Source organism: Pseudomonas sp. JV449 (assembly GCF_032424295.1).
Taxonomy (GTDB): domain Bacteria; phylum Pseudomonadota; class Gammaproteobacteria; order Pseudomonadales; family Pseudomonadaceae; genus Aquipseudomonas; species Aquipseudomonas marginalis.
The window spans coordinates 1-12,159 of record NZ_VYKD01000009.1; the positions used below are offsets into that span (position 1 = coordinate 1).

Here is a 12,159-nt window from a genome sequence, read left to right on the forward strand (position 1 = left end):
GGGAGGGGGCTTGCCAGTCAGTTAAGGAAAAACACTGTAACTGTGGTGAGCGGGCTTGCCCCGCGCTGGGCTGCGAAGCAGCCCCAATCAGGCTCCCTGTGTTCTGTCAGGAAAACCGCAGCGCCTGGTTTTGGGTCTGCTTCGCAGCCCAGCGCGGGACAAGCCCGCTCACCACAGCAAGCCCGCTCGCCACTGGTTACTGTTTGCCCGTTCTATCTCTCTACTGATCAGCATTAGGGCAAGCCCCCTCCCACTTTTGGTTGTTTTTCACTTGAGGGTTGACGGCCAGGCGAATGACGAATACTGTACATAAACACAGTGTTTAAGCGCTGATCAACCAGGATGGCAACATCAGCCACGCCAAACACTGTGTGCAAGTTAATGGATTAACTTAATGCACAGGCTCGTTATACCGAGCCGTTTGATTGATAGAGAGGGAACTCATGTCCTATCCAGAAAGCAAACTCACCGGCTTGACCGGTTTCGCCCTCGCGGCAAAAGTCACTGGCGGCTGGTCCGGTCCTGTGGTCAGTATCACCACCCTGGATCAACTCAAGGCCAATATTGGCGACACCACCCCACGGGTATTGGTGATCAACAGTAATATCTCGGCGTCGAGCCTGACCAAAGTCAACTTGGGCGCCAACAAGACCCTGATCGGTTCGTTCCAGAACCGCACGTTGGAGAATATTCACCTGCGTGCAACCGCGCAGTCGCAGAACATTATTCTGCAGAATATTATCTTCAAGCATTCGGCGAGCATTAAGGCCAATGACGATATTCAGGTGTACCTGAACTACGGCAGCAAGTACTGGATTGACCATTGCTCGTTTGTCGGTCACAGCTGGTCCACCACTGACGGCAGTGAAGATAAACTGCTGTATATCGGTGAAAAAGCCGATTATGCCACCATCAGCAACTGCTTCTTTGGCAGCCACAAGTACGGGCTGATCTTCGGTCACCCGGCGGATGATAATAAGGTAGAGTTCAACGGTTATCCGCGCCTGACGTTGTGCCATAACCGCTTCGACAATATGGAAGTGCGCGCACCCGGCTTGATGCGCTATGGTTATTTCCATGTGTATAACAACTACATCAATAACTTCCACCTCGGTTTTACCCTGGCGCAGAACGCCAATATCCTGTCTGAAAGTAACTATTTTGGCGAGGGCAGCCAAAACAAAGGCATGTTGGATGACAAAGGCACCGGGACGTTCACGGATACAAACAGTGTGCCGCCGATCACCAACCAGAAGTCGCCCAAAGCACAATGGACGGCCAGTTCCAACTACGCCTATACCTTGAAGACTGCGGCGCAAGCCAAGGACTTCACCCAGAAGAATGCCGGTGCCCAGGCTGCGGCGCTGGTATTCGGTAGTTGATTAGCTAGCTTTCTACTGAGCTGTCATTTATTGCAAGTGCCACTGTATTTATATCAAGGATATAAATACAGTGATGGCCCTTGTAATATAAATAATTCTTCATGTTGCGATAAGCAAGTGCCCATGTTAAACCTTGGTGCGCACTTGCAGAGCCAACTATCTCTTGCTCTTTCAGTCAGTATTAAGTTGCTGGCTGTTCGGTGCTATTTAATCTTCGCTTGTCACTTAAGCGTCAGCAAAAGGACATCATCATGAAACATGCGAATCACACACCCACTCGCTGGACACGGGCCGATGCGCTGAAAGTTAATGAAAATGACCCGACGACGACACAGCCGTTAGTGAGTCCTGACTTTCCTGTCATGAGTGACACGGTCTTTATCTGGGACACCATGCCCTTGCGTGAACTGGATGGCACGGTGGTATCGGTGAATGGCTGGTCAGTAATCTTCACCCTGACCGCCGACCGTCGCCCCCATGATCCACAATTCATCAATGCCGATGGCCGTTACGACATCAAGCGCGATTGGGAAGACCGCCATGGTCATGCGCGGATCTGCTACTGGTATTCGCGTACCGGCAAGGACTGGATCTTCGGCGGCCGTGTCATGGCCGAAGGGGTTTCGCCGACCACCCGTGAATGGGCGGGCACGCCGATCCTGTTGAATAACAACGGTGACATCGACCTGTACTACACCTGCGTCACGCCGGGTGCCACGATTGCCAAAGTCCGGGGCCAGGTCATTACGTCGGACACCGGTGTCACCCTCCAGGGCTTTGATCAGGTCAAGTCGTTGTTCGACGCCGACGGCACCTATTATCAAACTGAAGCGCAGAATGCGACCTGGAACTTTCGCGATCCCAGCCCCTTTATCGATCCCGTCGATGGCAAGTTGTACATGGTGTTCGAAGGCAATGTGGCCGGCGAGCGCGGCACTCACGAAGTGGGCCCGAACGAGCTGGGCCTGGTGCCGCCGGGGCACGAGGCCGTGGGCGGTGCCCGCTACCAGGTGGGTTGCATCGGCATCGCCGTGGCCAAGGACCTCAACGGTGACGAATGGGAAATCCTGCCGCCCCTGGTCACGGCCGTCGGCGTGAACGACCAGACCGAACGGCCGCACTATGTGTTCCAGGACAACAAGTACTACCTGTTCACCATCAGCCACAAGTTCACCTATGCCGATGGCGTGACGGGGCCGGATGGCGTCTATGGGTTCGTCAGCGATCATCTGTTCGGGCCCTATACGCCGATGAACGCGTCCGGGCTGGTCCTCGGCAATCCGCCGTCGCAGCCGTTCCAGACGTATTCCCACTGTGTGATGCCCAACGGCCTGGTGACGTCGTTTATCGACAGCGTGCCCACCACCGGCGATGACTACCGCATCGGCGGCACCGAAGCGCCGACGGTCAGGATCGTGTTGAAGGGCGATCGTTCGTTTGTGCAGGAGGCTTATGACTATGGCTACATTCCGGCGATGCGGGATGTGGTGTTGAGCCAGTGACCGCAGTGCAAAACCCAGCCTGAATTCATCAGGTAGGTGGGAGGGGGCTTGCCCCCTCCCACTTTTTTTGACCGCATTTCAGCCTGCCTTCAAGGCTCAAGTCCTCGCCCACCTGGCCGATACAGGCACTAGCACCACGAGTGATCCCGAACGCGTAGGTGCACGCCTGGTCGTCGCTCAGGTCAACGAATAAAAATCAAAAGGGGTGGCCATGACCATATTGCAGCGTGTGATCGGCGGGTTTGCGGTGTTGGTGCTGTTACTGCTAGTCATGGCGGGGATCAGTTATCAGAACACGCAATCCATCAGCAGTCGCTTGAACATTATCACCGGCGAGTCGGCACCCTTGAGCCGGGCCGCCAGTGAGCTATACGTGCACATCCTGCGCGCCAACCAGGCGTTGCTGGCCCTTCAGATCAGCACCGACCCCAAGCAGATCGAGGACGGCAAGCGACCGTTCACCGAGAGCATCGCCCAGTTCAATCAATTGCTCGACAGCACCGTTGCCTATACGGGCGAGCATGAGGCGCTGCGCGCGAACCTGGCGCAGCAGCGCCAACAGGTAGCGGCCTACGCCGAACAGGCGCAGGCGCTGATGGCGTCCCACGTGCAACACGTGCAGCAATTGGCGCTGACGCGGCAACTGCAAGGCTACAGCAGTGCACAGGCGATACAGCTGACCAGCTATCTGCGCGATTACATTGCCCATGCACGCAGTGTCGGCGAACCGCAACAGGTGGCCGCAGCGGAAAAGCTGCTGTTGGAGGTCAACAAATCCTACGATGGCTTCGCGGCTCATACCGTCACGCCGGCCATTGATAAATTACAGCGTGTGCTCAATCTCCAGGACGAAGTGATCAGCACCCGGGCCCAGGCCCTGGCGGCGATTGACCCCAGGGTCGGGCGGATTGCCGGCGTCATGGTCAATCGCCTGCTGAGGGACCTGACCGCCCCTGACGGCCTGTTCCAGGCTTATCAGGTGGAGGCAAAACTGGCCGCGCAGGTGCAGCAGCAACGCAGTGCGGTTGACGCGGCGCTGAAAGCCACCCTGGACAGGATTGGCGAGTTCGGCAGCCAGTCCCTGGAGGTCGCCAACCAGGCCAGCCAGTCGGCCAATGCGACCATCGGCACCAGCCGCAGCTTGCTGTTGATCGCGTGTGTGCTGGCGGTGCTGGCGGCGGTGGCGATTGGTACCTGGGTCGCCTTCAGCCTGCGGCGTCCGCTGGCGGCGTTTCGCGAAGTCCTCAAGACGCTTACTGCGGGAGACATGCGGGTCAGTTTCGATGTCAGCCGTAAAGACGAGTTCGGTGAGTTGGGCGGTTACCTGAACGAACTGACCACGGCCCTGCGCAAAACCTTCCGTGAATTGATCGGCTCTGCCGATGCGCTGGCCGTTACCGCGGGCAGCAACGCCCTGAACAGCGAGCAGACCACCCGGGTGGTGGATGAACAGAAGGACCGCTTGCAATCGGCGGCTTCGGCCATGACGCAGATGGAAAGCACGGTCGAAGAGGTGGCCCGGCGTGCGCAGGACACCCGCCAGGCCGTGGACGACACGAGTGAACTTACGCACAAGGTGCAGGCGCGTGTGGCCGAGACCATCGTCAACATCCGCCAGCAGGCCGACCAGGTGAACAAGGCCACGCAGGTGACCGATGAGTTGCAGAAGTACGGACAGAATATCGAGGGCATTGTTGTCGCCATTCGCACCATTGCGGAACAGACCAACCTGCTCGCCCTGAATGCGGCGATCGAAGCGGCCCGTGCCGGCGAGCAGGGACGCGGTTTTGCGGTGGTGGCCGATGAAGTGCGCTCCCTGGCCAGCCGTACCCAGACCTCGACCAGCGAAATCCAGGACATGATCGGGCTCATGCAGGAAAAGATTCACTCGGTGGTGCATGTGATGAACGAAAGCCAGGCGCAGTCCACCCAGTGCGTGTCCCTGGCCTCGGGCGCGGGTGACTTGCTGCTGTCGATGAGCGACTCGGTCGACAGTATCCGCGACATGAATATCCAGATCGCCGCCGCCACCGAGGAGCAGAGCGCCACGGTGCAGGAAACCAGTCGGATGGTCATCCAGATCAACGATTCGGCCCAGCAGACGGCAGACGGCGCCGAGCAGTCCGCCATCAGCAGCCACGAGCTGTCGGACATGGCCAAGGTGCAGCGCGAGCTGCTCCATCATTTCAGCGTTTGAGCCGCGGGAGTCAGAACATGAAAGCATGGTTAATCCTCGCCTTGGGGGCGACGCTGTTCATTCCGGGCCCAGCCCAGGCCGCCACGCCCTTGCTGGGTGTAGGCATGGCAAAGTACGACGATAACTTCCAGACCCTGCTGCGCAACGGGGTGCAGCAACAGGCCAGCGTCATGAACGCAGACATCTTTATGGAGAACGGGCAGGACAGCGTCGATTTGCAGATGCGCCAATTCCGCAACCTGGTCAATTCCAAGGTGGATGCGATCATCGTCGCGATGGTCGACGGCAAAAGTGCGGCGCAGATGATGCAGCTGGCCTCGGATGCAAAGATCCCGCTGGTGTTCGTCAACCGCAACCCGACCCCGCAAAAGTGGCCGGCGCAGACCGCGTTTGTCGGCTCCAACGAGCTGGAGTCGGGTACTTTGCAGATGGAAGAGCTGGCGCGCCGCGCCGGTTACAAGGGCAACGTGGTGATTCTGGTGGGCGACCCCGCCAACGCGTCCTCCTTGATGCGCACCGAGGACGTGGAAAAAGTCGTCGCCAAATACCCCGATATGAAAGTCGTACAGAAAAAAGTCGGTAACTGGGAGCGTAGCCAGGCCGCCACGATTGTCATTGACTGGGTCAAGCAGGGCGTCGATTTTTCGATCATCGCGGCCAATAACGATGAAATGGCGATCGGCGCGATCATGGGGCTGGAAAAGGCCGGCAAGCAGGCCAAGGACTACTGGGTCGGCGGCATCGACGGCACACCGGACGGCTTGAAATTGATGGCTGAGGGCAAGATGGCGGTCAGCGTGTTCCAGGATGCCGCCGGCCAGGCCGGCGGCGCAGTGGACACCGCACTGCGCCTGGTACGCGGCGAGGTGCTGGAGTCGGCGGTGGTCTGGGTGCCGTTCAAGTTGATTACGCCTGAGAATCGCCAGGCGTTTGAATAGCACTGAGCACCTCGATCCAACCTTGGAATGCAGTCAAATGTGCTCAGGCAGGGGTATTGGTGAGCTTGGCATGGTACTGACCGATCATGCGAACCACCCGCCTGGCAATCAGAACACCCACCACAGGCGCGAGTGCAAACACCCCAAACAGCCACACCGCAGCGCTTGCGGTGCCTTCGACACCGCCGGGTTCAGTGAGGCCGGCGACGTTCGCGACCATGCCCGCCAGTGCCGCGCCAAACGCGGTAGCGAACAGCTGCACGGTGGTAATCGACGCGCTGGCAAGGTCCTGCTCACCGGCCGGCGCCACCTGGAACACCCGGGTCAGCAAGTGCGGCCAAGCCAGCCCCACGCCCAACCCAATCAGGATAAGCGCCAGGCAGATCGGTGTGAGCGTCTGCCCGCTGCCGTTGCTTTCGACGGGCATCAAGATGGCCAGCGCCACCATGCCCACCACGCCCAGGATCGGCCCGGCCAGGATCGCCCGTCGAATGTTGCTGCCCGTCACACCCGCGCTGGCGATTGACCCCAGCGTCCAGCCAGCCGCCATCAATGCCGCCAGATAACCGGCCACCAGCGGCGACTGGTGGTGCAGGACTTGAAGAAACAGCGGCACGAAGATTTCGCCACTGGTCACGGCCACCGCCAGCAATGACATCGTCGCGTACAGCGCGCCGAGTGCCGTGGTGATCCGAAACGCTCCGGCGGGCAACAGTCGATGGCGGGCGCGGCTTTCCGTGACGATCAGCAGCGCGGTAAACACCGCCGCCACGGCCAGCCCCAGCAGGTTCAGGGGCAGGGTGGACGAGACACTGCCGGCCGACACCGCCAGTACCGCCGCCGTCAGCAGCACCAGTTGGGCGAGTGGCAACGGGGTCGGCGCAGCGCTCTCGGTGCTGCGCCTGGGCAGGACCGCCGCCGCCAGCACCGCGAATAACCCGGCCACCGGAATCAACGACCAGAACGCCGCGCGCCATATGCCCAGCTCGGCAAACACTCCGCCCACCGCTGGCCCGACCAGCGTCGCCACGCCCCACATCCCCGACACCAACGCCATCGCGCGCGGCCACAGGCTTTCATCGAACACCAACCGAATCATCGCGTAGGACAGCGCGAACAAGAACCCACCACCCAGTCCCTGCACCAACCGCCCCACGAGCATCACCGGCATGGACGGCGCAAACGCACAGGCCAAGGCCCCGCCGGCGAACACCAGGCTGGCGACCAGGTACGCCGCACGCGGCCCGAGGCTGCCAAGCAGGCGCGCCGACAATGCCGAGCCGAGGATCGAGGCGGCGACAAATAACGTGGTGTTCCATGCGTAGTAGTCGATGCCGCCGATGTCCTGGACCACTGACGGCAGAATCGTGGTGGCGATGTACACGTTGATCGCATGCAGCACCACGCCGCCTGCCAGTGCGAGCGAACGTACGCCGTTGGCACCGGACAACAGCGCGGCCCAGTTGGAGGGGGAGGGTTGAGGTGTGTCCATGCAGGCTCCGATTCAAAGGACTGAAGGCTTGCCAAGGCAAGCCGACACCCTTTATAAAACCTCATGTTTAGATGAGGTCAAGAGCTGGATGGAAGCGAAAATCGATGTGCGCATCCCCCTCGGCGTGGGCGAATTGGCCCGCCGCAGCGGCGTGACCGTGGCCACGGTGCATTTCTACGAAGCCAAGGGGTTGATTCACGCACAACGCAGCGCGGGCAATCAGCGTCGTTATCAGCGTGACGTACTGCGCCGAATTGCGGTGATCAAGGTCGCGCAGCGCGCGGGCATTCCGTTGGCGACGATCAAGGACGCGTTGGACGAACTGCCTTCAGGACGGCCATTGACGGCCAAGGACTGGACCCAACTCTCCACACGCTGGCGCGACCTGTTGAGTGAGCGTATCAACAGCCTCACTCAACTGCGCGACCAACTCGATGGCTGTATCGGCTGTGGATGCCTGTCCCTGGATGATTGCCCGTTGCGCAATCCGGGGGATCAGTTGGGACGGCTGGGGGATGGGGCCGTGTTGCTCGGGAAGTGAGGCAGTCAGCGCCGACCCGTGCGCGTACTCACATCCACCCACACCGCCAACACCAGGATGCTGCCCTTCACAATCATCTGCCAGTAACTGTCCACGTCCAGCATCGACATGCCGTTATCCAGGCTGGTAATCACCAATGCCCCGAGCAAAGCGCCATACACCGTGCCCGAGCCGCCGCGCATCGACGTACCCCCAATAAAGCACGCAGCGATGGCATCCAACTCGCCCATATTGCCCGCTGACGGTGAGCCCGCCGCGAGACGCGCAGTATTGACCAGGCCGGCGAGGGCGCACATCACGCCCATGATGCCGAAGATCCACAGTTTCACCGCCTGCACGTTGATGCCTGACAGGCGCGTGGCTTCCATGTTGCTGCCCACCGCGTAGACGCGGCGGCCGAACACGGTCTGGCTGGTGACGTAGCTGAACACGCCGAGCAGCACCAGCAACAGCAGCACCGGTACGGGGATGCCGTCGTAGCTGTTGAGGGTGGTGACAAACCCGGCGAGCACCGCGCCGATCACCCCCACGCGCAGCACATCGCGCATCAGGGCGTGCGGTGCCAAGCCATGCAGCGCGCGGTTGCGCCGTTGTCTCCAGGTCAAAAACAGAGTCAGGGCAAACAGCAAGACCCCAAGGCCAACCCCCACCGAATGCGGCAAATACCCCTGGCCTACATACACCAGCGACGGCGACACCGGCGCGATGGTGGTGCCGCCGGTGATCCCCAGCAGGATCCCGCGAAACGCCAGCATGCCGCCGAGGCCAACGATAAACGACGGAATGCGCAGGTAAGCGGTCATGTAGCCGTTGGCCAAACCGATCATCAAGCCGCACAACGCCACCAGGCTGAGGTTGGCCAGCAGCGGAATGTGATAGACCACATCCAGGATCGCTGCGAGCCCGCCCAACAGTCCCAGCAACGAACCCACCGACAAATCGATCTCACCGCTGATGATCACCAGCACCATGCCGCACGCCAGGATGCCGGTGATCGACATCTGCCGCAGCAGGTTGGACAGGTTGCGCGGGGTGAGGAAGCCGCCCTCGGTCTGCCAGCTGAAAAACAGCCAGATAAACGCCACGGCGATCACCAGTGCGAGCATTTTGTAGCGAGTGAACAGCTGTTTGACCTGATTCATCTACGCGGTTTTCCGATTGTTATTGTTTTGGCTGAGCGCGGCGGCGAGCACCTGTTCCTGGGTGAGCCCCTCGTTGATGAAGTCGCCACGCAACTGGCCGTCGCCGATGACCAGCACGCGGTTGGACACGCCGAGCACTTCGGCCAATTCCGAGGAAACCATGATAATCGACACGCCTTCTGCCGCCAGCGCGCCCATCAGTTTGTAGATCTCATACTTGGCGCCCACATCCACCCCGCGTGTGGGCTCGTCGAGGATCAGCACCTTGGGCTTGGTCATCAGCATTTTCGCCAGCACAGCCTTTTGCTGATTGCCACCGGACAGGCTGGTGATCGGCAGGAACGGGCTGGCGGTCTTGAGGTGCATGCGTGCGATCTGCTGGTCGATGCTGCCCAGTTCGGCCTCGGCATCGATGCGGGTCAGGTGGGCATAGGTGTCGAGCACCGCCAACGTGATGTTCTGGCCCACGCCCAGGTCAGGGATGATGCCCTGGCGCTTGCGGTCCTCGGGCACCATGCACAGCCCGGCGCGGATCGATTTGAGCGGCGTACGCGTGTCGATCACCTGGCCGTCGAGCCACACCTCGGCGCTGTAGCGGCCGGGGTAGGCGCCGAACAACGCCGACACCAGCTCCGTACGCCCGGCGCCCACCAGCCCGGCTATGCCGAGGATTTCGCCGCGCTTGAGCACAAAGGAAATATCGTCGACGCGCTTGCGCTGGGGGTTGTCGACGTCATAGCAGGTGACGTTGCGCGCTTCGAAAATCACCTCGCCGATGGCATGGGGCTCGGTTGGGTAGAGGTTGCTCATTTCCCGCCCGACCATCTGCGTGATGATCTGCGGGATGTCCATGTCGGCCATGGCCGTGGTCGCGATGTGCTTGCCATCGCGGATCACCGCGATGGTGTCGCACACGGCCGCCACTTCATCGAGCTTATGGGAGATGTACACGCAGGCCACGCCCTTGGCCTTGAGGCCGCGGATGATGTCGAGCAGTACCTCGATTTCCGAGCGGGTCAGGGCCGAGGAAGGCTCGTCGAGGATCAGCAGGCGCGCCTGTTTGTTCAGGGCCTTGGCGATTTCCACCAGTTGCTGGTAGCCGCCGCCGTACTGTGACACCGGCAGCGCGACGTTCATGTCCGGCACCTTGAGCTCGCGCATCAACGCTTCGGCGCGGTGCAGCATCGCCGGGTAGTTCATGCGCCCGCCGGGCAGGGTCAGCTCGTGGCCCATGAAGATATTCTCGGCCACCGACAGGTCGGGCACCAGGGTCAGTTCCTGGTGAATGATGACGATACCGGCGGCCTCGGTTTCGCTGATGGACTGGGCCCTGAGCGGTTGCCCGTCCCAGAGGATTTCCCCCTCCCAGGTGCCATGGGGGTAGACCGCCGACAGCACCTTCATCAGGGTGGATTTACCGGCACCGTTCTCGCCGCACAGGCCGACACATTCCCCCGGCCGTACCTTGATGTCGATGCCGTTCAGCGCGTGGACACCGCCAAAGGTTTTGACGATGCCGTTCATTTGCAGCAGGTAGTCGGACATACCATGGCTCACACACAGGACTGACGACATGACTGTAGGAGCGAGCTTGCTCGCGAAAAACGCCAAGTCACCGCGTTTATTCAGGCTTTCCGCGTTTTCGTTCGCGATCTTCGCTGGCAAGCCAGCGCCTACAGGCCGATCTGCTCTTTGGTATAGAACCCGTCCTTTTCCAACAGGTCGATATTGGCCTTGGTCAGCGGGGTCGGGGTGAGCAGGATGGTGTCGACTTTCTTGCTGCCATTGTCGTACTGCGAGCTGTAGGTGGGCTTCTCGTTACGCGCCAGTTGCACCGAGAGCTTGGCGGCTTCGGTGGCGATCAGCTTGAGCGGCTTGTACACGGTCATGGTCTGGGTCCCGTCGATCACGCGCTTGACGGCGGCGAGGTCGGCGTCCTGGCCGGAGATCGGCACCTTGCCCGCCAGTTTCTGGGCGGCCAGGGCCTGGATCGCACCGCCGGCGGTGGCGTCGTTGGAGGCGACGATGGCGTCGATCTTGTTGCTGTTGCGGGTCAGGGCGTTCTCGACGATGCTCAGGGCTTCGGTGGGGTTCCATTCCTTGACCCACTGCTGGCCGACAATCTTGATGTCGCCCTTGTCGATGGCCGGTTGCAGCACCTTCATCTGGCCTTCGCGCAGTACCTTGGCGTTGTTGTCGGTGGGCGCGCCGCCGAGCAGGAAGTAATTGCCCTTGGGCGCCGCTTGCAGCACGCCGTTGGCCTGCATCTCGCCGACTTTTTCGTTATCGAAGGAAATGTACGCATCGATGTCCGCGTTGAGAATCAGGCGGTCGTATGACACCACCTTGATCCCGGCTTTCTTGGCTTCGGCGACCGCGTTGGTCAGCACGGTGGCGTTGAACGGCACGATCACGATCACATCGACACCCCGGGAGATCAGGTTTTCGATCTGCGAAATCTGCTTCTGCTCGTTGGCATCGGCGGACTGCACAAAGACCTTGGCATCGAGTTTTTCTGCGGCGGCGACGAAGTAGTCACGATCCCGGGACCAGCGTTCCAGACGCAGGTCGTCGATGGAAAAACCGATTTTCGGGTGGGCGGAGTCGGCCATCACCGGCAGGGCGAGCAGGGCCAGGGCGGTGGCGAGCAGGGTACGTTTGAATGACTTCATGGTGGTGCGTCCTTTTATTGTTGTTGGAAAGACACTGGGTGAAGACTTTAGGCGAACACTGTAGGTGTGGCTAACCGGCGTGTTGTGGCAAGCCGGGCTTTTGTGGTGAACAGGACTTTTGTGGTGAATGGGTTTGTCGTGGTGAATGGGCTTATTGTGGTGAATGGGTTTGGTGTGGTGAGGGGGCTTGTTGTGGTGAGCGGGCTTGCCCCGCGCTGGGGCGCGAAGCGGCCACATTGCAGGCGATGTGTTTTTAGCTGACACACCGAGGTGCCTGGGTTTGGGGCCGCTTC

9 protein-coding genes and 1 pseudogene are annotated in these 12,159 nt (G+C 60.5%); 6 read left to right on the forward strand and 4 right to left on the reverse strand.

Annotation, left to right across the window (positions count from 1 at the left end):
- The first annotated feature begins 443 nt into the window (after nucleotides 1–443).
- The 5 genes and pseudogenes from F6S08_RS10540 to F6S08_RS10555 all read left to right on the forward strand — a co-directional run bounded on the left by F6S08_RS10540 (nucleotide 444) and on the right by F6S08_RS10555 (nucleotide 6,019).
- On the forward strand, nucleotides 444–1,382 hold the full coding sequence (locus F6S08_RS10540) for a pectate lyase (protein WP_315871559.1): 939 nt from the start codon (nucleotides 444–446) through the stop codon (nucleotides 1,380–1,382).
- A gap of 251 nt (nucleotides 1,383–1,633) precedes the next feature.
- Entirely contained in the window at nucleotides 1,634–2,884 is a 1,251-nt protein-coding gene (locus F6S08_RS10545; protein ID WP_315871560.1) for a glycoside hydrolase family 68 protein, read from the forward strand.
- Between the two features lie 919 nt (nucleotides 2,885–3,803).
- A pseudogene (locus tag F6S08_RS31380) lies at nucleotides 3,804–4,223 on the forward strand (HAMP domain-containing protein); the annotation flags it as partial.
- A gap of 102 nt (nucleotides 4,224–4,325) precedes the next feature.
- Complete coding sequence (locus tag F6S08_RS31385; protein WP_370671265.1) at nucleotides 4,326–5,081, forward strand: methyl-accepting chemotaxis protein; 756 nt, start codon at nucleotides 4,326–4,328, stop codon at nucleotides 5,079–5,081.
- 17 nt (nucleotides 5,082–5,098) lie between these two features.
- Entirely contained in the window at nucleotides 5,099–6,019 is a 921-nt protein-coding gene (locus F6S08_RS10555; RefSeq protein ID WP_315871562.1) for a substrate-binding domain-containing protein, read from the forward strand.
- A gap of 43 nt (nucleotides 6,020–6,062) precedes the next feature.
- On the opposite strand, the gene F6S08_RS10560 is transcribed toward F6S08_RS10555, so the two are convergent.
- Nucleotides 6,063–7,511, reverse strand: a complete 1,449-nt coding sequence (locus F6S08_RS10560; protein ID WP_065926255.1) for an MFS transporter — start codon at nucleotides 7,509–7,511, stop codon at nucleotides 6,063–6,065.
- Between the two features lie 88 nt (nucleotides 7,512–7,599).
- Between F6S08_RS10560 and soxR the strand changes: the two genes are divergently transcribed.
- Nucleotides 7,600–8,052 (forward strand): redox-sensitive transcriptional activator SoxR, encoded by a 453-nt coding sequence (soxR, locus tag F6S08_RS10565; protein WP_065926256.1) that lies wholly within the window; start codon nucleotides 7,600–7,602, stop codon nucleotides 8,050–8,052.
- A 5-nt stretch (nucleotides 8,053–8,057) separates the two neighbouring features.
- On the opposite strand, the gene F6S08_RS10570 is transcribed toward soxR, so the two are convergent.
- From F6S08_RS10570 to xylF, 3 genes are all read right to left on the reverse strand, one after another.
- Nucleotides 8,058–9,194, reverse strand: coding sequence for a sugar ABC transporter permease (locus F6S08_RS10570; protein ID WP_027603558.1), 1,137 nt, complete (start codon nucleotides 9,192–9,194; stop codon nucleotides 8,058–8,060).
- Nucleotides 9,195–10,739 (reverse strand): D-xylose ABC transporter ATP-binding protein, encoded by a 1,545-nt coding sequence (xylG, locus tag F6S08_RS10575; RefSeq protein ID WP_315871563.1) that lies wholly within the window; start codon nucleotides 10,737–10,739, stop codon nucleotides 9,195–9,197.
- Between the two features lie 128 nt (nucleotides 10,740–10,867).
- On the reverse strand, nucleotides 10,868–11,866 hold the full coding sequence (gene xylF, locus F6S08_RS10580) for a D-xylose ABC transporter substrate-binding protein (RefSeq protein ID WP_065926258.1): 999 nt from the start codon (nucleotides 11,864–11,866) through the stop codon (nucleotides 10,868–10,870).
- Between the last annotated feature and the right edge of the window lie 293 nt (nucleotides 11,867–12,159).